This is a genomic window from Streptomyces sp. T028, assembly GCF_048159505.1.
Classification (GTDB): domain Bacteria; phylum Actinomycetota; class Actinomycetes; order Streptomycetales; family Streptomycetaceae; genus Streptomyces.
In genome coordinates this window covers 263,698-284,778 of the sequence record NZ_JBLRVZ010000009.1, presented here as the reverse complement: position 1 = coordinate 284,778, position 21,081 = coordinate 263,698, and the positions used below count along the sequence as shown (strand labels likewise).

Below are 21,081 nucleotides of genomic sequence, written 5' to 3'. Positions count from 1 at the left end.
CAGCCCCGCGCCCCTAGGGGGTTGTCCTGGACCTTTCTGCCATGGCTTCGATTCCTGCGATCAGTAGGTCCAGGGCGTACTCGAAGTCCCGTTCCCACATCTCCTCGACCGTGTCTCCGCCCCGGGCCGCCATGATGTCCTCGCTCTCCCTGATGACGTCGGCGGCCTGGGGGGCCTGGGTCACTGTGGTCATGGCCTCGCGGAAGTACTCGTCGGGGGTGAGGCCGACGGCTGTGGAGCGGGCGATGAAGTGGCCCTCGATCGTGCCGAAGCCGTAGACGAACTGGAAGACGGAGGAGATGGCCGCCGCCAGGCCGTGCGTGGGCAGGCCGGTGCGGCGGACGACCTGCTGGATCGTGCGGGAGAACGCGAGGTTGTTCGGGCCGACGTTGAGGAAGGTGCCCGCCAGCGGCGACAGCCAGGGGTGGCGGACCAGCAGGGAGCGGTAGGAGCGGGCCAGGGCGCGCAACTGGTCGCGCCAGTCCTCGTCCTCGTTCGCCGGGTCGGGCAGCTCCAGGCCCTCGAAGGCGGCGTCCAGGGCGAGTTCGAGGAGGTCGTCCTTGGTGTCGACGTACCAGTACACGGACATCGCCGTCACGTTCAGCTCGGCCGCCAGCCGTCGCATGGAGAACTTGGCGAGGCCCTCCGCGTCCAGCAGCCGTACGGTGACCTCGGTGATCCGGGTCCGGTCGAGCCCGGAGGGCTGGCCGCCGCCCCTGCCGCGCCGCCGTGCCTTGCCCTCCAGCCACACGCTGTGGTGCGGGGCGTCCTTGGCGGTCTCGGCCATGGCAGGGCACCTTCCTCGTCATCCGGTACGGGGAAATATGTTCCGGTACTGGGGAAGATGCTAGGCCTGCCCGGGGCGGCCGGTGTTCAGCGCAGGGTCAGCGGGTTCTCTGAGTCGACCCGCGTCAGTTTCTCCGGGTTGCGGACGTAGTAGAGGCCGGTGATGCGGTCGTCCTCGAGGCGGATGGCGACGACACCGTCGATCTCGCCGTCCAGGCGCAGGACCAGCGCCGGGCTGCCGTTGACCATGGTGAACTCGCTGGTGAGCCTCGTCTCGTGCCTACGAGTGCCGCCCATGATGAAGCGGGCCACCTTGAGTGCGCCGGTGATCGGCCGGGGCGCGGCCTGCTTGAGCCCGCCACCGTCGCTCATCAGGACGACCTCGGGGGCGAGGACGTCGAGGAAGCCCTGGAGGTCCCCGGTGGTGACCGCGTGCTGGAAGGACTCCAGGGCGGCCCGGGTCCTGCTCTCGGAGACCACCTCGCGCGGGCGGCGGGCGTCGACGTGCCGACGGGCGCGGTGCGCGATCTGGCGGACGGTGGCGGGGCTCTTGTCGACGGCGGCGGCGATCTCGTCGTAGCCGACGTCGAAGACCTCGCGCAGTACGAAGACGGCCCGCTCGGTCGGCGACAGCGTCTCCAGGACGAGCATCAGCGCCATCGACACGCTCTCGGCGAGCTCGACGTCCTGGGCCACGTCGGGGGTGGTGAGCAGCGGCTCGGGCAGCCACGGGCCGACGTAGGCCTCCTTGCGGCGGGTCAGGGTGCGCAGCCGGTTGAGGGCCTGGCGGGTGGTGATCCGGACGAGGTACGCGCGCTGGTCGCGCACCTCCTCCAGGTCGGCGTCGACCCAGCGCAGCCAGGTCTCCTGCAACACGTCCTCCGCGTCGGCCGCCGAGCCGAGCATCTCGTAGGCGACGGTGAAGAGCAGGTTGCGGTGGGCGACGAACGCCTCGGTCGCCGGGTCGGCGGTGTGATCGTTCATGTCCGGGTCCCTCCCCCGTTCGGGTGTGGCCTAGGCCGCGTGTTCGACGGCGGCCGGGCTCTCGGCGCGGTCGGCGTGCTCGGTGTGCTCGGTGTGCTCGGTCTGGAGCAGGAGCTGCTGCCGCTTCGATCCACCCGAGACCTTGTGCAGACGGTACGAACCGGGCTTGTGCCCCTCACCGGCCAGGTGCTCGATGATGCCCTTGCACACGAACTCCTTGAGCTTCGCTCCGGCGCGACCGGCGATGTGGAACCCCACCGCGACGTCGTACCGGTGGGCGAACTGGAAGATGCCGGCGTCCCGGCCCAGGCTGATGCACTGGCCGGCGAACACCTGGTGGAGGGTCGAGGGCTGCTCACCCGCGATCCGGCTGAGCACGGTGTCTGCGGCCCGGGCGCCCAGCGGGATCGCGGCCTGGCAGCTCATCCGCAGCGGCAGGCCGGAGGGCGCCGCCGAGTCCCCGGCCGCGACGATGTGCGGGTCGTCGACGCTGGTCAGCGTCTCGTCGGTGAGCAGACGGCCGAGGGCGTCGGTGCTCAGGCCGCTGCGCGCGGCCAGGTCCGGCACCCCGAAGCCGACGGTCCAGACGGTCACCTCGCTCGGCAGTTCTCGGCCGTCGGCGAGCGTGACGGTGTCCCGGGTCACGGCCGTCACCTTCGTGCCGGGGCCGTCGAGGACGGTCACCCCGAGCGCGGCCATCCGCCCGGCGACCGAGCGCCGGCCGCGCGGGTGGAGGTAGGGGCCGAGGACTCCGCCGCAGACCAGGGTCACGGTGTGGCCCTGCTCGGCCAGCTCGGCGGCGGTCTCGATACCGGTCGGACCGGCTCCGACGACGGTCAGCGGGGCGTTCGGGGACGCGGCCTCGACGGCCGGGCGCAGTCGCCGCGCGTCCTCCAGGGTGGCGATCGGGTGGGCGAACTCGGCCGCTCCGGGCACACGCGGGTCGGCGCTGCCGCTGCCCACCGCGTAGACCAGGTGGTCATAGCGGACGGTGCCGCCGCTCGCCAGCGTCAGACCGCGTCCGGCCGCGTCGATCCGGGTCACGGTGTCGACGACCAGCCGGACGCCGTCGCCCAGGACCTGCTTGTAGTCGGTGACGGCGTCATGGGTGCCGGCCACCAGCTGGTGCAGCCGGATCCGCTCGACGAAGGACGGGCGCGGGTTGATCAGCGTCACGTTCACGTCGTCGCGGCTCGTCAGGCGGTTGGCGGCCATCACACCGGCGTATCCCCCGCCGATCACGACGACTTCGGTGTTCTCGCTCACGGTGTCTCCTCCGGTTCCCGTTCCAGGGGGTTCGGCCACAAGACACCGGGGGCCGGTCAGCCGTGACAGCTTGTGACCCAGATCACTCCGCCGGTACCGATACGGCCGTCGGCGCCTTCTCCTGGTCGGCCCTGCGCAGCAGCCCCGCCGCCACCAGTCCCCCGCCCAGTACGGCGACCGCTCCCACCAGCAGTCCCGCGCCCAGCCCGTCCGAGAGCGAACTGCCCGACGCGACGGAGGAGCTCAGTACGGCGCCCAGGACGGCGACGCCGAGACCGTTGCCGAACTCCGCGAGCGTGCCGTTGATGCCCGCGCCCACGCCCGCCTTCTCCGGCGGTATCGCGCTCATGACGGCGTGGGCCATCGCCGGGTTGGCGACCGCGCAGCCGACGCCGATGAGCACCAGACCGGCCGCGACACCGCCGTACCCCTCGCTGCTGAGCGCGATCGAGACGAGCCCGCCGGCCATCAGCACCATGCCGGCCGGCACCGACAGCGGAGCCCCCAGCCGGGTGGTGGCCTTCGCCGCGAGCCCGCTGAAGTTGAGCACGACGACGGTCAGCGCCAGCGGCGCGGTGCGCAGGCCCGCCTCCAGGGGGCCGTATCCGAGGACGGACTGCAGGTGCTGGGTGAGCAGGAAGAGCGCGCCACCCATGCCGAAGGTGATCAGGACGACCCCGCCGACCGCGCCGGTGAACCGGCGGTCACGGAAGAACGCCAGATCGAGCATGGGGTACGGGATCCCGCTCTCCCAGCGGGCGAACAGCGTGAGGACGACGGCGGCGACCGCCGCGCTCACCAGCACCCGCGCCGAGGTCCAGCCGTGGGTGGGGCCGGAGATGATCGCGAAGACGAGCGAGGCCATGCCGATCGTGGACAGGACCGCGCCGAGCAGGTCGGGGCGGTCGCCCTGAGGGTTCTTGGACTCGGGGACCAGGGCGACGACGGCCGCCAGGCCCAGCGCCGCGACCGGCAGGTTGATCAGGAAGATCGTGCCCCACGCGAAGTGGTCGAGCACGAAGCCGCCGACAAGCGGGCCGGTGGCGAAGCCGAGCGCGTTCACCGCGGCCCAGATGCCGATCGCCTTCGGCTGCTCCTCGGGGGTGAAGATCTGCATCGCCACCGCGAGGGTGGTGGTGAGCAGCAGCGCGCCGCCCACGCCCATGCCGGCCCGCGCGGCGATCAGCTGTGCGGAGGTGGTGGCGAACCCGGCCACCGCCGAGCCCACGCCGAACAGCGCCAGGCCCGTGGCCAGCATCTTCTTGCGGCCGTATCGGTCGGCGGCGCTGCCCGCGGTGAGCAGCAGACCGGACTGGACGAGCGAGTAGGCGTTGATCATCCACTGGATGTCGGCGGTTGTCGCGTCCAGCTCACGGGTGAGGGAGGGGATCGCGACGTTCAGGATCGTGTTGTCGAGCAGCACGGTGAGCTGCGCGAGACAGATCACGGCGAGGATCAGCCAGCGTCGGGGGTGGCCCTGTGGGGACGTAGACATGTTGTACACCGTAGAAGGTTTCCCATACGCCGTACAACAGCAAGACGGGGAAACGAGGAGAGGGCGGTGGCCCTTGAGCCACCGCCCTCTCCTCTTCCTTTCTTCCTTCTCAGCGCGCCGCCGTCAGCTGTCGGTGCTGCTCGCCTTCTGCGTCAGGTCGTAGAAGGTGGACGAACCAACCGTCACCTGCTTGAAGTTGGCCTCGACCCAGGACGTGATCTGCGAGGACGTACCGCTGCTGCTGCCGCCCATGCCACCGCCGGTGCCGCTGGAGATGAAGTAGTGGATCTTGCCGTCCTCCACGTACTGCTTGAACTGCGCCAGCGTCGGGGACGGGTCGGTGCCGTTGAAGCCGCCGATCGCCATGACCGGGTCGCCCGTGGAGAGCTGGTAGCTCGCCGCGTTCTGGGCACCGATCGCCGCCGCGACCCAGGTGTAGTCGTCGGAGTCGGTCTCCAGCAGCTTCTTGGCCTCGTCGGAGACGCTCGCGCCGTTCAGCAGACCGCCGACGCCACCGCCGCCGCCCATGCCGCCGCCGTCACCGGTCTGACCGCCGGGACCGCCCTGCTGGCTCTGGCCCTGGTTCTGGCCCTGGGTGTTGCCGTTGCCGTTCTGCTGATTCTGACCCTGCTGGCCCGGCATACCGCCGCCGGGGAAGCCGTTGCCGTTCTGGCTGTTGCCGTTGCCCTGCTGGTTCTGGCCCTGGGTGTTGCCGTTGCCGTTCTGCTGGTTCTGACCCTGCTGGCCCGGCATACCGCCGCCGTTGCCGCCGCCGAAGCCGCCCCGGCCGCCGCCACCGCCCGGACCGCCGCCCATGGACGCGCCCGACGGACCCGCCGTGACGATGGAGCCGGTGTGGCCCGTCTGCAGGGTGCTGATGGTGTAGGCCGTCGGACCGGCCAGGGAGGCGACCAGGCCGACGGAGGCCGCCGCGAGGGCGAGCCGGCGGTTGATCCGGCCCGCGAAGACCAGGCCGAGCGCGGCGGCCAGACCGCCGATCAGGACCAGCCACTTCAGCCAGGGCAGGTAGTCCGAGGTGCGGTTGAGCAGGACGTACGACCAGGAGGCCGCCGCCACGACCGAGGCCGCGAGGGTGATCGAGGCCCACAGCTCGGACCGCTTCTCCCACAGCACACCGGCGCCCATGCCGATCACGGCCGCCATGTAGGGGGCGAGGGCCACCGTGTAGTACTGGTGGAAGATGCCCGCCATGTAGCTGAAGACGACCATGGTGATCAGCAGCGAGCCGCCCCAGACGAGGAACAGACCGCGGGTGGCCGAGGTGCGCTTCAGCTTGCGGGTGGCGACCAGACCGCCCACCAGCAGGATCAGTGCGGCCGGCAGCAGCCAGGAGATCTGGCCGCCGACCTCGGAGTTGAACATCCGGTCCCAGCCGGTCTCGCCCCACTGCCCGGTGTTGCCACCGCCGCCGCCGACGCTGCCGGTCTCCTCGCCGTTGAGGCGGCCGAGACCGTTGTAGCCGAAGGTCAGCTCCAGGAAGGAGTTGTTCTGCGAGCCGCCGATGTACGGGCGGGAGGAGGCGGGCCACAGCTCGACGATCGCGACCCACCAGCCGCCGGACGCGATCAGCGCACCGGTGGCCAGGGCCAGCTGTCCGAACCGCTTCTTCACGCTCACCGGCGCGCAGACCGCGTAGACGATCGCGAGCGGCGGGAGGATCAGGAAGGCCTGGAGGGTCTTGGCGAGGAACGCGAAGCCGATCGCGACACCCGCCCACACCAGCCACTTCGTCCGGCCGTCCTCCACCGCGCGGGCGGTGAAGTAGCAGGCCACAGCCATCAGCAGGGCCAGCATCGCGTCCGGGTTGTTGAACCGGAACATCAGCGCGGCGACGGGGGTGAGCGCGAGCACGGCGCCCGCGATCAGGCCGGCCGCGGCGCTGAACCGGCGGCGCACGGAGGCGTAGACGACGGCGACCGTGCCGACGCCCATCAGCACCTCGGGAGCGAGGATCGCCCACGAGTTCAGGCCGAAGATCCTGACCGACAGCTCCATCGGCCACAGGGAGGCCGGGGGCTTGTCGACGGTGATGGCGTTGCCCGCGTCCAGCGAGCCGAAGAAGAAGGCCTTCCAGGACTGGCTGCCCGCCTGGACGGCCGCCGAGTAGAAGGAGTTGGCGTACCCGGAGGCGCTCAGGTTGTAGAGGTAGAGGAGGAGGGTGGCGAGGAGGAGGCCGAGGAAGGCCGGGCGGACCCAGCGGGGGTCCTCGGGGCGGCCGCGCCAGAGCCTGCGGTGCAGGGGCTGCTTCGGCTCACCCGCGTCGGGCGCCGGGACGGCACCGGAGTCGGGGGCCGGGAGGGCCGGCTGCTCCGGCTCTCTCGTCGGAGGGGCGGTGGGGGGCGGGCCCCAGGCCGTCGGCTGGTCGAGATGGGTGGTCATCGGGGGTCCCCCGGGTCGGTGTCGTGAGGGCGCACCGGCTGCAGTCGCACGGTGGCGTCCCTCCAGGTGCCGTCCGCGGCTTCTCCGGCGCGGAACTGGGTGGTTTCTTGGGTGGCGGTGGTGCTCCGGTACGGCGAGGCGTACGCCGGGGCCTGCGGCTGATGCTGCGGCGCGTACAGCGGTGCCGTCGGCAGGCCCGGGTGCTGGGGGCCGTACGTCGGACCGGCCGGCCGGTCCGGCAGGTGGGAGGCGACCACGGTCGACATCGAGTCGTCGTCCTCCCGTCGGTCCGAGAACACCCACGCGCGGAAGAGCAGGAAGCGCAGGACCGTCGCCGCGAGGTTGGCGGCGATGAGCACCGCGAGTTCGGTGGCGTGCGCGGGCTCGGTCGTCGCCGCGTTCAGGGCGACGAGCGAGCCGCTGGTCAGCGCCAGGCCGATGCCGAAGACGACCAGGCCCTGCGCCTGGTGCTTGACGGCCCCGCCGCGACCGCGGACCCCGAAGGTCAGGCGCCGGTTGGCGGCGGTGTTGGCCACCGCGGACACCAGCAGAGCGAGCGCGTTGGCGAACTGCGAGCCCGTGAACTGGCGGAAGCCGCTGTAGAGCAGCAGGTAGAACAGGGTGGACAGCCCGCCCACGACACAGAAGCCGACGAGTTGGCGGGCCAGGCCCTTGGGCACGTCCTGGATCTCACGGTCGCGCGGGTCGTCGCCGAAGGGGCGGGTGAGCCGGTCGAGCGACAGGGAGCCGGTGGCCAGGGCCTTGCCCACGCGCCACACGCCTTTGAGGTCCTCGGTGGCCGTCTTCACGATGTGCACCGTGGAGTCCGGATCGTCGACCCAGTCGACGGGCACCTCGTGGATCCGCAGGCCGGCCCGCTCGGCGAGCACCAGCATCTCCGTGTCGAAGAACCAGCCGGTGTCCTCCACCAGGGGCAGGAGCACCTGGGCGACGTCACGGCGGATCGCCTTGAAGCCGCACTGGGCGTCCGAGAAGCGGGCCTGGAGCGAGCCGCGCAGGATCAGGTTGTACGCGCGGCTGATGAACTCCCGCTTCGGGCCGCGCACCACGCGCGAGCTGCGGGAGAGCCGGGAGCCGATCGCCAGGTCGGAGTGACCGGAGATCAGCGGGGCCACCAGCGGCAGCAGCGCGTTGAGGTCGGTGGACAGGTCCACGTCCATGTACGCGAGGATCGGGGCGTCCGAGGCCGACCAGACGGTCCGCAGCGCACGGCCGCGGCCCTTCTGCTCCAGCCGGAAGTTCCTGACCTCGGGGATTTGCGCCTCCAGCCGGCGCGCCACCTCGGGGGTGCTGTCGATCGACGCGTTGTCCGCGATCGTGATCCGGAACGTGTACGGGAACGTACGCGTCAGGTGGTCGTGCAGTCTCTCGACGCACGGCTGGAGGTCCTTCTCCTCGTTGTAGACGGGGATCACTACGTCCAGGACAGGCGTACCGGCTGTGGCGGCCGGGAGGTGCTCCCGCGCCGGCAGGGTGCCGGGAGAAGAGTCGGTTCGCATGTCAACGACTTTCGTCAAGCCCCCTGTTGCACCCATGTGGCGGCACTGTGCTGTACCTGTGAGTCCAGTTGCCAGTTCGTTTCGGGTGCGGGCTGGGGCACGGCGGGGGCGAGCGCGGGCAGATGCACCGTGAAGACGGTCTGTCCGGGCACGCTGTCCACCGTCACGGCACCGCCGTGCGCGGTCGCCACGGCCTGCACGATGGCGAGTCCGAGGCCGGTGGAGCCGGTGGAACGGGAGCGTGCCGAGTCACCCCGGGCGAACCGCTCGAAGACATGCGGGAGCAGGTCGGACGGAATGCCCTGCCCGTTGTCCTGGACGTCGACACACAGCCACGGTCCGCGCCGCTGCACCCGTGCGGTGACGGTCGTCCCGGGCGGGGTGTGCGTACGGGCGTTGGCCAGCAGGTTGACGAGCACCTGCTGGAGGCGGGCCGAGTCGGCGGAGACGAGCGCGGGCTCGTCGGGCAGTTCGAGCCGCCAGACGTGGTCGCGTCCGGCGGCGCGGGCGTCGCTGATGGTGTCGATGACCAGCGGGACGAGGTCGGTCTGCTCGAACTGCAGCGGGCGCCCGGCGTCGAGCCGCGCGAGAAGGAGGAGGTCCTCGACGAGGAGGGTCATCCGCCCGGCCTCGGACTCGATACGGCCGAGGGCGTGCTTGGTGTCGGGGCCGACCTCCTCGCGTCCGCGGCGGGTCAGCTCGGCGTACCCGCGGATGGACGCGAGGGGCGTCCTGAGCTCATGGCTGGCGTCCGCGACGAACTGCCGGACCCGCATCTCGCTCTCCTGGCGGGCGTGCAGGGCGCCGTGGACATGGTTCAGCATCCGGTTCAGCGCGGCGCCGACCTGGCCGACCTCGGTGTGCGGGTCGGTCTCGGACTCGGGCACGCGCTCGCTGAGGTTGACCTCACCGGTGTGCAGGGGGAGCTCGGAGACCCTCGTCGCGGTCGCGGCGACCTTGCGGAGGGGGCGGGTGGCGACGTTGACCATGACGGTGCCGGCGAGACCGGCGGCGACGAGACCGGCGACGGTGAGGCTGATCTCTACGATGATCAGGGTGTTGATGGTGTTGTCGACGTCGGTCGTGGGGATGGCCACGTAGTACGCCGAGTCGTCGTTGTACGCGTACTTGACGCGGTACGAACCCAGGTCGGGCAGCTCCACGGTGTGCATCTTTCCGTCCTGGGAGACGGAGTTGAGTGCCTTGATCTGGGCATCCGTGAGCGACGTGGCGCCCATCGAGAAGTCGCTGGACTTCACGCCTCGCCTGGAGTCGGTGATGACCTTGTTCTCGACCTTGGCGACGACCGTGCTGTCCGACTGCGGGCCCTTGACGAATTCCTCGAGGGAGGTGGTCTTCGCCTTGCCCTGCTGGTCGGACGCGGTGGAGCCGTTCTTGGGCTGGTCGGGCGGTCCACCCTCACGAGGTGCCACGCGCGCCGCGACCTCACCCAGCCGGCCGTTGAGCTGGCCGTACAGATGGTCCCGCAGCACCAGCGTGGTGACCGTCCCGATCACCGCACACACCACGGCGATCAACGTCACGGACACGACGACGAGCCGGGTCCGCAGGGTGCGCGGCTTCCCCGCTCGTCTCTTCTGCGGACGCGGCCGTCGTCGCCCGCTCATGACGCGGCGGGCTTGATCAGGTAACCGGCCCCACGCCGGGTGTGGATCATCGGCTCCCGGCCGGCGTCTATCTTGCGGCGCAGGTAGGAGATGTACAGCTCGACCACGTTGGCCTGGCCGCCGAAGTCGTACGACCACACCCGGTCCAGGATCTGCGCCTTGCTGAGCACGCGCCGCGGGTTGCGCATCAGGAAGCGCAGCAGCTCGAACTCGGTCGCGGTGAGGTGGATGTTCTCCCCGGCCCGCGAGACCTCGTGGCTGTCCTCGTCGAGCGTGAGGTCACCGACGACGAGCACGGAGTCGGAGCGCCGGTCGGCGGCACCGGAACGCCGGATGAGACCGCGCAGCCGGGCCACGACCTCTTCGAGGCTGAACGGCTTGGTGACGTAGTCGTCGCCACCGGCGGTGAGCCCGGCGATACGGTCCTCGACGGCGTCCTTGGCGGTGAGGAACAGGACGGGGACGTCCGGCAGTTCACGGCGCAGCCGGCCCAGGACGGTCAGCCCGTCCATGTCGGGCAGCATCATGTCGAGGACGACGGCGTCGGGACGGAACTCCCGGGCGGTCTGGATGGCACCGGTGCCGTCTCCCGCACTGCGGATCTGCCATCCCTCGTAGCGCAGGGCCATGGACAGCAGTTCGGTGATCGACAGCTCGTCGTCCACCACAAGCACTCGGACGGGGCTCCCGTCCGGCCTCAGCAGTTCGGTGCGCCCCTGGGGCGAGGTCGTGGTCATGGGGAACACCATGTCGGTGTCCTCTGAGAACACTCTTTCCAGAACCTGTGATTTCCCTAAGAAACTCACAGGAGCCTCTCAGGCAATGCCTGGCAACCCCTGACGCCGAGTTGATCTCGGGCGGCCGCGGCCCTGCTCACCGCCCATCATCCCCGATCAGCTCGGTGCGGGCCGCTCGAACCCGTGGCTGTGTTCCACCTTGGCGATGTGCAGGGAGTAGCGCTCGTACCAGCGTGCCCTCCCGCGCTCCTTGGCCGCCCGATGCTCCTCGTGCGCCCGCCACCGCTCGATTCCCGCCAGATCCTGGAAGTAGGCGACGGTGATCCCGAGCCCTCCCGGTGTACGGGCCGAGTCCTCTCCCAGGAACCCCGGGATGTCCTTCACCAGCTCCCCGAGCCGCTCGGCCGTCTCGCCGTATCCCGCGTCCGGCTCGGTGCGCAGGGAGGTGAAGACGACGGCGTAGTACGGCGGTTGAAGTGCGGGGACAGGTGCGATCTGCTGTTCGCTCATGTCACCCACGATCGGCCGAGGGACCGCCACGAGTCCAGGGACCTTGCCGAACGGGATCCGTCCGGGATCCAAGTCTTTACCTGGGGGCGGCCCGAGGCCCGACCCGAGCGGCACCCCGAGGTCCGACCCGAGCGGCACCCCGAGAGCGGGCCCGAGCGGCACCCCGAGAGCGGGCCCGAATGGCGCCCCGCTCAGAACAAGCCGTCCTGCAGATGCCCGCTCCCCCTGAACTCCCGCACGGGCAGCCGCGCTTCCGAACCTCCCCCGACGCCGAGCGGAACCAGCTCCCACCCGCTCATCAACCGTGTGTCCAGCACGATCACGCCCTCCCCGCCTGCCTCCCCGCCTGCCAGATGAAGATCGGGCCCGGCCGCCGCCACCAGTTCCCCGCTCACCGAGCCCCCGGCGACGAGCTCGCTCACCTCCCCGCGGGCGGCGGGCGCCGCGTCGAGCCCGAACACCCTGAGATGGTCGACGCCTTCGAAGGGCGCCCGCGTCAACGACTCGGGCCACTCGGCCAGTTCCACGGCCCGCGCGTGCAACTCACGGATCTCACCGACCCGTTCCCCCTCCTCTCCCGGCAGGGCACCCCGTACCGCCCGCTTCTCGGCGTACGGAATCCGGTCCGGCACCCGCAGCGCCGCCCTCAGCAGCTCCTCGGTGCGCCGGGCGGCCATCAGCGGCCCGCTGCCCAGCCAGCTGAAGCAGACCGCCCCCTGCTCCAGCAGCCGCGCAGACCCCCGCTCTACCGCCGTGATCCCGACCTTGACCAGCCCCGGCCCGAACCACGCCAGATACACCCGGTACGGCCGGGGATCGTCGGCGATCCCGTCCGCGGCGACGGAATGCGCCCGGTCCAGCCGCGCGCACTCCTCGCACCGCGCCCCCGTACTCCTCGCCGGCACCGCCGCCCGCACCGGGCACGCGTGCCCCCGAGCCCCGACACACCCCCGTACACCCCCTTCCGCGACCCCGAAGGCCACCCGCTTCCCCCAGGACAGCGGGCTGAGGCGACCCCCGTCCCACAGCAGTACGGGACCCTCAGTCGCCCACCGCAGCCCCGCGCACTTCCATGCCTGTGCCATCGCCCACCACGCTAGCCCCCACCACTGACAACGCACCCCGACGTGCGGCTTCACGCCCGGCAAGCCGGCATCCGACGCACCCCGGGTGACCGCCGCGCGCCGAGGCGTCCCGCACCCGCATCCCCCACTCCGCCCGGGGCCGCACCCCCGGCGGCTTGCCCCACCCGGCCAGATGCAGCGCCCACGTGACCAGCACGCTCACGGCCACCACGGCACCCCCGCCGACCAGCAGCGCGGGGGAGACGGCACACACACCCGCCCCCATCACCGCGGTCCCGACGGTCGCGATCCCGAATCCGGTCCAGCCGGCGACCGTGTGCCCTTCGTCGTACTGATGACCCGCCACGCGATTCCCTCACAGCCTAAGAGATTTATGACATGAACCTCTTACAAGGTAAGAGAAACCGAAAGCAGATAACAAGGACCCAGCACGAACCCTCCGAGAACCACCGAGAACACGCCGAGAACACGCCGAGACCCGCCGAGACCCCGCGGGCCCTCCGAAAGGAACCTCCCCCGCGATGACAGCCCAGCCACCCCGCCCGCGCCCCGCGGCGACCCCCGCCCAGGCGATCTCGGCCATGGACGACCTCATCGCGACGAGCATGATCGGCCAGCAGGAGATGGCCCAGCGCCTCGGCCTGAACGTCACCGACGTGACCTGCTTCGCCTACGTCCTCCAAGCGGGCGAGAACCTGCTGACGGCAGGCGAGTTGGCGACCCGCGTCCACGTCACCACGGGCGCGGTCACCGGCATCCTCAACCGCCTGGAACGCGCCGGTTACGTCACCCGCCGCCCCGACCCCCAGGACCGCCGCAGGGTCCGCGTGGCCGCCGTACCCGCCGCCGTGGCCCGGGCGTACGCGCTCTACCAGCCGTACTACGACCGTCTGAACGACCTCTTCGCGGACTACTCCCCGGACGAGATCGCCGTCCTGACGGACTGGTTCACGCGGGCGACGGCACTGGCGAACGCGTATCGCGAGGAACGCCGGGCGGACGAGGACGGAGCCGAGGACGTCACGGCGTGAAGGTGATGACCGAGGTGTAGTCGGAACCGAGGTGGAACTCCACCCTCTGGGTCCCGCTCGGTGAGCCGATGGCCCGCAGCGGCAGCGACCAGGTGTGTGTGGAGCCGCTGACCGACATCGAGGGGCTGGTCCCCAGTTCGCTCCAACTCCACTCCGTCGAACGGCTCTTGTAGAGGCCGTCGTTCTCGATCATGTAATCGGCACCGAGGGCGGAGGGCGAGGGATAGGGGAGCTGATAGCCGGTGGAGGTGTCGCCGTCGGTGTTGATGAAGACGTGGTAGTAGCGATCCGAGCCGTTGAAGGCCGCCCGGAAGGTGACGGTCCCGGAGGAGACGCAGACGGAGTAGGCGCCGATGGTGCCGGAGACCGAGCCCGACCCGGAGGCACAGGAACTGCCGCTCCCACTGCTGCTACCGCTACCCGTGCCGCTGCCGCTGCCGCTGCCGCTGCCGCCCGACCCGGAGTCGGTCCGCTCGGTGCCGGTCGTGGAGGTGGTGTCCGACTCGTCCTGCGCGTCCGCGCCGGAGCTACCGGCGGTGGCCGATTCCTTGGCCGACGCCTTCGGCGACGCGCTCTTCCCGTCCGCCGACGGCGAGGCGGACACCGACGCGGACGCCGATGCCGAGGCCGACTCGGGCACGCTGGGCGGACTGCCGTACGGCCCACTCCCCTGAGTGTGATCCGGCCCGGCACCCGGCACGGCCGACGACGACCGGCTGTCACCACCGCCACGCACGAGGAACACCCCGCCGATCAGCGCGGCAACGGCGAGGCCGGCCCCGGCGAACAACGCGGCTCGGGGTATCCGCCGCCGCGCGCCCGGAGTCCTGGCCGAGGCAGAAGTTTCGGCCGAGGTGGCGGTCGGGGCCTTGACGGAGGCCGGAGCCTTGACGGAGGCCGGGGCCTTGGCCGAGGCAGGAGACTTGGCCGAGGTCTGAGACACGGTGTTGGCGGGGCGCCCGCCCGGCCGCCCCGCCATCGGGCTTCTCCGAACGCTCCCGGCGGAACCGCCGCCCGCCGGGTGCTCCCCACCCACCCCCGGACGGGCGGCGTCCGCCGAACCGGCCGCCGTATCGGTCAGCTCCGCGACGAACGACTCGGCAGCCGCCGACATCACCGACGACGAGCCCTCCCCTTCCGGCTCGCCCCCTGCCTCACCCCGAGAGTCGGAGTCCTCCTGGGAACCACCCCGGGCCCCCTTCTTGGCGCCCCGAGCGGACGCCGCAGCGATCGCCGAAGGCCCCTTGGACCGGCGCGGCAGCGGACCCTGCACTGTTGGGGCGTCCTTCCACGAGAGCTACGCCGCACGCATCCGTCGGCACCGGGCCGCCGATCGTACCGGGGTTCGATACGCATCCAACCCCAGGGTTGTTGTCGCGGCATTGTTTCGCTTCCGACCACCCGTTGATCCTCGTAGGAATTGCGGCAGGATGACCGAATGAGACTCAGCTGGGGCTGGTTGGGGCTTGAGCGCCTCCGTGGGACGGACCGGAGGCGACGTGCCGCCGACCTCGCCGAGATCGAAGCGGAGATCACGTCGTACGGAGAGATCCTCGACCGGCACCCCTTCTCCCCCGGCCAGTTGGGCGCCACGGACGAGATGCGCTCGGACCTGGCCCGCGCCCTGGACGCCTACGAGGAGGCCAAGCGTGCCTTTGTGGGGGACCGGGACCGTGCGGACGCCTTGGACGTGTTGCGCGCGCTCGACGAGGGGCGCCACGCGTTGGCCTGCCTGGACGCACGGCTTGCGGGTGCTCCCGTCCCCGAGCGGTTGCCGCTCTGCTTCTTCGACCCGCGGCACGGAAGGTCGACCGCCCGGATCAGCTGGGCCCCGGACGGCGGAGCCGCACGCGATGTCGCCGTGTGTGCCGCCGACGCGGTGCGGATCGCCGAGAGCCGGGAACCGATCACCCCGAGGAGAGCCCGTGCGGAGCGCAGCTTGCGAGGGTCGCCGCGGGGCACCGCGCAGCCCGGCGGGCGGGCGAGCCGGACGGCGTCGGGAAAGGGCAACGGCAGCCACCGGGTGGCCCTGCCCGGACCGCGACAGCCGGCTGTCCTGGTGCTCCGCACCGAACGCCCCGCCCACATCACCGTGCTGGTGGATCAGCCACAGGGACGCCGCCCACGCGGCTACCTGAAACCACGTCAACCCGCCCTGACCTGCTAGTCAGTCACTCCCGCGCAGCGGGGGAACCTCACCGCGCAGGACGATGAACTCGCCGATGCTGAGTCACCCTGACGAGCCTTCTGGACGACGCGGACATCAGAGCAGGACGGCCACACCACCCGTAATCACCACTGACGGCCACAGCCTGCGTTCATACTGCAGCCTGTCGGCCGTACCTTGCGCATCAGCCGAGGTACGGCCGATTGCGGTGCTCCAGAAAGTGCCGAAGCCGTAGCCGTTGGGTGTGGTGCATGGGCAACTCGGCCAACTCCTCCTCCGAAACGAAGCGCAGCTCCGTGGACTCGTCCGAGATCGTGAGTCGCCCGCCGATCACGCGGGCGGTGAAACAGACGTTGAACTGTCGACGCACCTCGCCGTCCGTATAGGCGATGACGTGGCGCGGGTCGGTGTAGGTCCCGACGAGCCCGGTGATCTCCACGTCCAGGCCCGTTTCCTCTTTCACCTCACGGATGGCAGTCCCGGGCAGCGAGTCGGTCATCTCCATGCCGCCACCGGGCAGCGCCCAGAGATCATTGTCCCGCCGGCGCTGGAGAAGGATGCGTCCTTCGTCGTCAGTGACCACCGCAGATGCCGCGACGACCAAACTGTTGGGCTTCGGGGCGTCCGGATCGTCGTAGTACTCGGTCCGTGCCATGGTCACCCTTCTCGGACTGGCGTCGCGGTCGCCCACACCGCGTCGAAACTGTGAGCGTATGTGTCGAACATGCTGCCCGCCCTGCTCTGGCGCACGTGCCAGACAGGGGCGCTGTAGGCGTTCACGCCCCAGACATGCGCGTTGACCAAGGCCTGATCATCGGCACGGTAGATCGAGTTGTAGAGCGTCGTGGCATGGGTCCGTACCTCGATGCCAGGTACCCCTACGAGGGGGCGATAGTGCATCTGCGCAAGACGGCAACGAGACTGGATTCCGTGGCCGAACTTCTCTTCCTCGCCACGCTGTTGGACGTTGGAGCTGTCCGCTTCGCCGACGGCAATACGGACTGCGCAGCCCTCGGCCGCTCGCTCCTTCAAGAGCTCGTTGAGTCTCGGGTACGCCTCGTGCAGGAAGACGGCGGCGTAGACCAACACGTCGATCTGCTCGCGCGCCTGGCTCAGCAAGTCCACGAAGGTGGACACGGGGACGTCCGCCCGTTGGTCGTAGAGAGCCACAAGTTCCGGGCTGACGGCGCGGGCGGGGCGTGCCTGCCTGAGCGATGGCCATAGAGCGTGCACGTCTTCTCCTAGCGTTTCTGCTGCCAACATGGCCGTGGCACGGCGCGGCGTACGCCCCAGATTGACCCATCGTTCGACGGACTTGGGGTCGACTTCGACCTTGTCCGCGAGGGCGTTGTACGTCCAGCCGCCGGCCGCCATGGCAGCACGTAACCTCTCGTTCGGCATCTCAATCTCTCCCAACGTCCGGGGACGGCACTAGGGACGTTCCACCCGATGCGGGACGTCCCAAAGTGGGGTTTGTCGGTGGTTCCAACGTCCTGATGAACGGCACGAAGCTCGTGTGCATGGCGAGCAATCAGCAGACCAGGCCAGGCATCGGCGAACTGGCGAGAGACAGAGCCAGCGGACGCATCGGCGTCGTCATGGGTGAGATCGGCGGTCGTGTGCAGATACGGCCGGTCCGTGGCGGCAGGGAGTGGGATGCCATGCCGTGCAACGTCGTGGCGCTCAGCGCTCGGGAAGAACTGAGCGCACGTCTGGCCATGAAGAACGGCAACAGTCGGGCTGGGCTGTGATGCGCGCCGTCGGCCGATACGCGGGGGTCCTGTTCATCATCTGCCTCAGCGGTGCATGCGGCTTGGTGATCGGCATGGCCTTCGGGACTGACCAGTACTAGACCGGCCGCCCCAAGCGGGGTGCCGCTTCCGGCTCCCCGTCCCCGTTCGGGGCCGGCCTCCAAACCCGCTCGCGATCGCCTCCGAGCCGAGCTCGGCGATCAGGACGGGACCGTTCATCCCCGCACCACCTCACACGAGGAGACTGCACATGACGGCAACGACGAACGCCCAGAGGACCGGTCGCGCGGCGGCAGGTGAGGAGCTGTTCGAGAGCCTCGCCCACTTCGTGGCCACCCACAACGGCCAGTCGGCCGAGCGTGCCGAGCGCATCGCCGACCAGGCGGTGGCCTTCGTGGTCACGGCGGCCACCGCGACCGTTCCCATGGTCCCGTCGGACGACGTGGACTTCGGCCTGCACGCGCTCATCCTGCACACGAAGGAGTACGCGGCGCTGTGCGAGCAGTACGCGGGCCGCTTCCTCCACCACAACCCGAAGCCGGGCGGCGGGGGCCGTGACCCGGAGAAGGTCGCGACCTCGGCCCGTGCCATGAAGGCGGCCGGATTCGTGGTCTTCGACGACCTGTGGACCGTGGACGGCACGAACCTCGCACAGTGCGACTCCGACTGCGGCCGTCCCTACGGTCAGAACTAGCACCCGACATCACCGACGCGGCCGGCCTGGACCCAGGGTCGGCCGCGTTCGTCCGGAAGGAGAACAACGACGTTGTCCGGCTCGATCCCTGAAGTGCCGACCGTGGTGCTCGATGCGCTCATGCCGAACGTGCAACGCCTGGTCATCAACCGGCGGGGCTCCACCGTGTGGGAGGTGTTCGGCCCTCGGGGCCGCTACGCCGTGAAGGTCGGCTGTCCGATCGAGGCCACGGCCGACTGGCCCGGGCAGCCCTGGACCGCCCTCGCGCCGGCCCGCGAGGGTGCCGTGCTGCATCACCTCGGCTTCGACGAGATCGCCTACGGCGAGTGGGAGCAAGGAACGTGGAACTTCCAGCCGTGGCACGAAGGGCCGGACCTGTACCAGCTCTGGGAGCCCTGCCGTAGGCCGGACTCGTCCATCGCACCGCACACCAGCGTGGCGCTGGGCTGCGTCGAGGCGCTGGCCGAACTGCATGCCAAGGGCTGGGCACACGGTGACGTACAGCCCGCCCACTTCATCATCGGCCCGGAACGAACGCATCTCATCGACCTCGCCCTGGCCCGGGGCGGACACGTGCCGCAGGGATACGACTTCCCGTTCCGCGGCTGCCTCGTCCACTACGAGGCCCCGGAGATCGCCCGCAGCGTGCTCGCCACCGGCGAGGCCGAACCGACGCAGGAAGCCGACATCTACGCCCTCGGCGCCTCCCTGCTCATCTCCGCCACCGGCTGGCGGGCTGTCGAGTACCCGGACGACGCTCCCCGCCCCGTACAGCGAGAAGCCGTGGCGAACGGTCGGCGCCGCACCGTGAAGGCGCCCGGTGAGCTGGGCGACCTGATCGACGCGATGCTCAGCCACGCTCCCGAGGACCGGCCGACGATCTACGAGGTGGGCAAAGCTCTGAGCTGACCTCGAAGACCGTTCGCCGTGGGTTGCCCGTGCGGCGGCTGCCAGCAACAAAGACGGACCACCCCTCACTCGCATGTTCGCCCTGCGGGCCCGCCATGCAAGCGAGGCGGAGGTGCGCGCCGCGCTCGGCAAGCTCAGAAGGGAGGCGGGTCCGGGTGAGCGGGTACGCGATTGGCGCCCTTGAGCAGGTTGATGATCCGCTCATGGGTGTCTCCGACTCGATCTACCACCTGCACTCTGACGAATACGTTCTCCACGTCGCTCATGGCCTCCTCCGTGAACCAGCCCAGGAACATCAACTGTTCCCCTGGAATGGGCCGACCAGGTCCTATGAGGTCGAGGGCAAAGTCTCGCCTGCTCAGGAGTGCTCGGCTCTCCATCGAGTCCACCGCCGCCTGATGGGTCATCCAGTCCGAGGAGTCGGCGGAACCGCCCCGGGTCTTCGCGGCGGACGTGTAGGTGACCCAGTAGCTCACGTGCGTCGTAACAGCCACATCCTGGCCACCGTTGAACAAGTGGCACGCCCAAGCCAAACGGCTGTCCGGGGCCATACCGTTCATGACACGGCCGAAGTAGCCGATAGCGGGTCTAACAGTGCGCGCGTACTGGGCACGAGCCAGAGTCGCCCCGCCCGTGGCGAGGACGGCCGCCGTCGCGCTCTGGATGTCCAGAAGCTTGAGCTTCCACGGCCAGTCACGGGTGAGTCGCTGCGGGAGGTTCTCCCGGACCAGGGTGTAGCAGAAGAGCAACACCGCGAGCCCAACGAGTACCAGCAGGAACTTTGAGAAGAGCCCGTTCCGGTGGATCACGCGCTGCGTCGTCTCCATGCCCCGCCCCAGTCGACCCCGTCCAGTTGATCAAACTCTAGGGAGCAATCCTGGATGGAGACAGAGGGCGTGGGCGCTTGGGTACTGCAGCACGCCGAGTGACGGCCGTGAAATCGCCGGCACCCCGTAGCCGCACTTCGGTGCCGTACACCCTCGAAACGTCAAGGGCCCCGGATCTCTCCGGGGCCCTTGACCTGTGTGCACTCGGCAGGATTCGAACCTGCAACCTTCTGATCCGTAGTCAGATGCTCTATCCGTTAAGCTACGAGTGCTTGTTATTCGGTTTTTTCTGTCTTCGATCCTTGCCCTTCCGGGCCGCTCTCGGCGACAGGAAGAACATTACATGACTGCCGCCGACATGTGAAATCCGTTTGCCGTACCCCTTGTGACCTGGGCAAACACCTTCAGGGGGTGATCGCGAGGGGCTGGGGTACGACGAAGCCCCGGGCCGTGAACGGACCGGGGCTTCGGTGATCTGGCGGAGGCGGAGGGATTTGAACCCTCGATGGGCTTTAAGGCCCAAACCGCATTAGCAGTGCGGCGCCATAGACCGGACTAGGCGACGCCTCCAGCACAACCTCTCGCGTGTGTGCGAGTGGTGCGTGCAGATGATGACACAGTCGAGCGCGCTGTCACCAATCGACCTCCACGGTACTAGGCAGTCGGGTCACAGGGCAAAGGGCTTCCCCCGTGCGCAACGTCCGGCGTGGCGCCGCGTTGGTCCGGACATGTCGCAGGTCACCGCCGTCTCCCGCCGCAGCAGGCTTCCTCGCCGGCTCGGGGGCACCGTCGTCATGTCCATTGCCATCGCCGGGCTCGGAGGCATCCTCTCCCTTCCCGCCTCCGCCGCGCCCCCGCCCGTCCGGGAGGAGGACCGGGCCGCTCAGGATCACCTCGTCGTCACCGTCCGGAACGCGGGCGGGAGGGTCGACGGGGTGTTCGAGGTGTGGTGCCGTCCCGACGGGGGCCGTCACCCGGACGTGTCAGGCGCCTGCCGGGCCGTCGAGCGGAACACCCGCTGGGGGCGGGACCCCTTCGCACCGTTGCCGGGCGGTTCCGTGTGCACCATGCGGTACGGCGGGCCGGCCACCGCCCATGTCACCGGCCGCTGGGCCGGGCGGCCCGTCGACGCGACGTACGACCGCCGCAACGGGTGCGAGATCGAGCGCTGGGACCGGATGGTGCCTCTGCTGCCCTCGCTGCCCCGTCTTCGGCCACTCCCCGCCGCCCGCTGACTCTCCCCGCGTCCCCTGACGGCGTCCCCCGACGACCTCCCCGAGGGCGGTAGCCC

The 21,081-nt window shown here is 70.0% G+C and carries 21 protein-coding genes and 2 tRNA genes; 6 read left to right on the top strand and 17 right to left on the bottom strand.

Annotated features, from left to right (window positions below; translation table 11 throughout):
- Positions 1 to 13: 13 nt before the first annotated feature.
- The 11 genes from ACLZN2_RS10130 to ACLZN2_RS10080 all read right to left on the bottom strand — a co-directional run bounded on the left by ACLZN2_RS10130 (position 14) and on the right by ACLZN2_RS10080 (position 12,757).
- Positions 14 to 787 carry a TetR/AcrR family transcriptional regulator gene (locus ACLZN2_RS10130; protein WP_416978029.1) on the bottom strand — a complete coding sequence of 258 codons (774 nt, stop codon included), beginning with the start codon at positions 785 to 787 and terminating at the stop codon, positions 14 to 16.
- Positions 788 to 873: 86 nt separating this feature from the next.
- Complete coding sequence (locus tag ACLZN2_RS10125) at positions 874 to 1,770, bottom strand: RNA polymerase sigma-70 factor (protein WP_416978028.1); 897 nt, start codon at positions 1,768 to 1,770, stop codon at positions 874 to 876.
- Positions 1,771 to 1,800: 30 nt separating this feature from the next.
- Complete coding sequence (locus ACLZN2_RS10120) at positions 1,801 to 3,036, bottom strand: NAD(P)/FAD-dependent oxidoreductase (RefSeq protein WP_416978027.1); 1,236 nt, start codon at positions 3,034 to 3,036, stop codon at positions 1,801 to 1,803.
- Between the two features lie 82 nt (positions 3,037 to 3,118).
- Positions 3,119 to 4,540 carry an MFS transporter gene (locus tag ACLZN2_RS10115; RefSeq protein ID WP_416978026.1) on the bottom strand — a complete coding sequence of 474 codons (1,422 nt, stop codon included), beginning with the start codon at positions 4,538 to 4,540 and terminating at the stop codon, positions 3,119 to 3,121.
- A gap of 114 nt (positions 4,541 to 4,654) precedes the next feature.
- Complete coding sequence (locus ACLZN2_RS10110; protein WP_416978025.1) at positions 4,655 to 6,931, bottom strand: glycosyltransferase family 39 protein; 2,277 nt, start codon at positions 6,929 to 6,931, stop codon at positions 4,655 to 4,657.
- Positions 6,928 to 8,451 (bottom strand): glycosyltransferase, encoded by a 1,524-nt coding sequence (locus tag ACLZN2_RS10105; protein ID WP_416978024.1) that lies wholly within the window; start codon positions 8,449 to 8,451, stop codon positions 6,928 to 6,930. The genes ACLZN2_RS10110 and ACLZN2_RS10105 overlap by 4 nt, the downstream gene beginning before the upstream one ends.
- Positions 8,452 to 8,465: 14 nt before the next feature.
- Complete coding sequence (locus tag ACLZN2_RS10100; RefSeq protein ID WP_416978023.1) at positions 8,466 to 10,079, bottom strand: sensor histidine kinase; 1,614 nt, start codon at positions 10,077 to 10,079, stop codon at positions 8,466 to 8,468.
- Positions 10,076 to 10,816: a response regulator transcription factor gene (locus ACLZN2_RS10095; RefSeq protein ID WP_062701118.1), complete on the bottom strand. Its 741-nt coding sequence runs from the start codon at positions 10,814 to 10,816 to the stop codon at positions 10,076 to 10,078. Before ACLZN2_RS10095 ends, ACLZN2_RS10100 begins: the two co-directional genes overlap by 4 nt.
- Before the next feature lie 156 nt (positions 10,817 to 10,972).
- Positions 10,973 to 11,326: an antibiotic biosynthesis monooxygenase family protein gene (locus ACLZN2_RS10090; protein WP_416978022.1), complete on the bottom strand. Its 354-nt coding sequence runs from the start codon at positions 11,324 to 11,326 to the stop codon at positions 10,973 to 10,975.
- A gap of 191 nt (positions 11,327 to 11,517) precedes the next feature.
- On the bottom strand, positions 11,518 to 12,411 hold the full coding sequence (locus ACLZN2_RS10085) for a DUF2797 domain-containing protein (protein WP_416978021.1): 894 nt from the start codon (positions 12,409 to 12,411) through the stop codon (positions 11,518 to 11,520).
- On the bottom strand, positions 12,368 to 12,757 hold the full coding sequence (locus tag ACLZN2_RS10080; RefSeq protein ID WP_416978020.1) for an HGxxPAAW family protein: 390 nt from the start codon (positions 12,755 to 12,757) through the stop codon (positions 12,368 to 12,370). The genes ACLZN2_RS10085 and ACLZN2_RS10080 overlap by 44 nt, the downstream gene beginning before the upstream one ends.
- A 175-nt stretch (positions 12,758 to 12,932) precedes the next feature.
- Between ACLZN2_RS10080 and ACLZN2_RS10075 the strand changes: the two genes are divergently transcribed.
- Entirely contained in the window at positions 12,933 to 13,442 is a 510-nt protein-coding gene (locus ACLZN2_RS10075) for a MarR family transcriptional regulator (protein ID WP_416978019.1), read from the top strand.
- On the opposite strand, the gene ACLZN2_RS10070 is transcribed toward ACLZN2_RS10075, so the two are convergent.
- On the bottom strand, positions 13,432 to 14,385 hold the full coding sequence (locus ACLZN2_RS10070; protein WP_416978018.1) for a hypothetical protein: 954 nt from the start codon (positions 14,383 to 14,385) through the stop codon (positions 13,432 to 13,434). The two genes, ACLZN2_RS10075 and ACLZN2_RS10070, sit on opposite strands and share 11 nt — an antisense overlap.
- 495 nt (positions 14,386 to 14,880) lie before the next feature.
- Here ACLZN2_RS10070 and ACLZN2_RS10065 point away from each other — a divergent pair, with 495 nt between their 5' ends.
- The gene (locus tag ACLZN2_RS10065; RefSeq protein ID WP_416978017.1) at positions 14,881 to 15,609 is read left to right on the top strand and encodes a hypothetical protein; all 729 of its coding nucleotides are present in this window, start codon (positions 14,881 to 14,883) and stop codon (positions 15,607 to 15,609) included.
- A 184-nt stretch (positions 15,610 to 15,793) separates the two neighbouring features.
- Here ACLZN2_RS10065 and ACLZN2_RS10060 read toward each other — a convergent pair whose 3' ends face one another.
- Both ACLZN2_RS10060 and ACLZN2_RS10055 read right to left on the bottom strand, forming a co-directional pair.
- Positions 15,794 to 16,264, bottom strand: coding sequence for an NUDIX domain-containing protein (locus tag ACLZN2_RS10060; RefSeq protein ID WP_416978016.1), 471 nt, complete (start codon positions 16,262 to 16,264; stop codon positions 15,794 to 15,796).
- Positions 16,265 to 16,266: 2 nt separating this feature from the next.
- Positions 16,267 to 17,010: an XRE family transcriptional regulator gene (locus tag ACLZN2_RS10055; RefSeq protein ID WP_416978015.1), complete on the bottom strand. Its 744-nt coding sequence runs from the start codon at positions 17,008 to 17,010 to the stop codon at positions 16,267 to 16,269.
- 95 nt (positions 17,011 to 17,105) lie between these two features.
- Between ACLZN2_RS10055 and ACLZN2_RS10050 the strand changes: the two genes are divergently transcribed.
- From ACLZN2_RS10050 to ACLZN2_RS10040, 3 genes are all read left to right on the top strand, one after another.
- Entirely contained in the window at positions 17,106 to 17,360 is a 255-nt protein-coding gene (locus tag ACLZN2_RS10050) for a hypothetical protein (RefSeq protein ID WP_416978014.1), read from the top strand.
- Between the two features lie 250 nt (positions 17,361 to 17,610).
- Complete coding sequence (locus ACLZN2_RS10045; RefSeq protein ID WP_416978013.1) at positions 17,611 to 18,054, top strand: glycine-rich domain-containing protein; 444 nt, start codon at positions 17,611 to 17,613, stop codon at positions 18,052 to 18,054.
- Between the two features lie 72 nt (positions 18,055 to 18,126).
- Positions 18,127 to 18,963 (top strand): protein kinase domain-containing protein, encoded by an 837-nt coding sequence (locus ACLZN2_RS10040; RefSeq protein ID WP_416978012.1) that lies wholly within the window; start codon positions 18,127 to 18,129, stop codon positions 18,961 to 18,963.
- 134 nt (positions 18,964 to 19,097) lie between these two features.
- Here the strand turns inward: ACLZN2_RS10040 and ACLZN2_RS10035 are convergent, their stop codons facing one another.
- From ACLZN2_RS10035 to ACLZN2_RS10025, 3 genes are all read right to left on the bottom strand, one after another.
- Positions 19,098 to 19,790 carry a hypothetical protein gene (locus ACLZN2_RS10035; RefSeq protein WP_416978011.1) on the bottom strand — a complete coding sequence of 231 codons (693 nt, stop codon included), beginning with the start codon at positions 19,788 to 19,790 and terminating at the stop codon, positions 19,098 to 19,100.
- Positions 19,791 to 19,989: 199 nt separating this feature from the next.
- A tRNA-Arg gene (locus ACLZN2_RS10030) sits at positions 19,990 to 20,062 on the bottom strand.
- A 204-nt stretch (positions 20,063 to 20,266) separates the two neighbouring features.
- Positions 20,267 to 20,360, bottom strand: a tRNA-Ser gene (locus tag ACLZN2_RS10025).
- A gap of 158 nt (positions 20,361 to 20,518) precedes the next feature.
- On the opposite strand from ACLZN2_RS10025, the gene ACLZN2_RS10020 reads away from it, so the two are divergent.
- Complete coding sequence (locus ACLZN2_RS10020; protein WP_416978010.1) at positions 20,519 to 21,025, top strand: SSI family serine proteinase inhibitor; 507 nt, start codon at positions 20,519 to 20,521, stop codon at positions 21,023 to 21,025.
- Positions 21,026 to 21,081 lie beyond the last annotated feature (56 nt).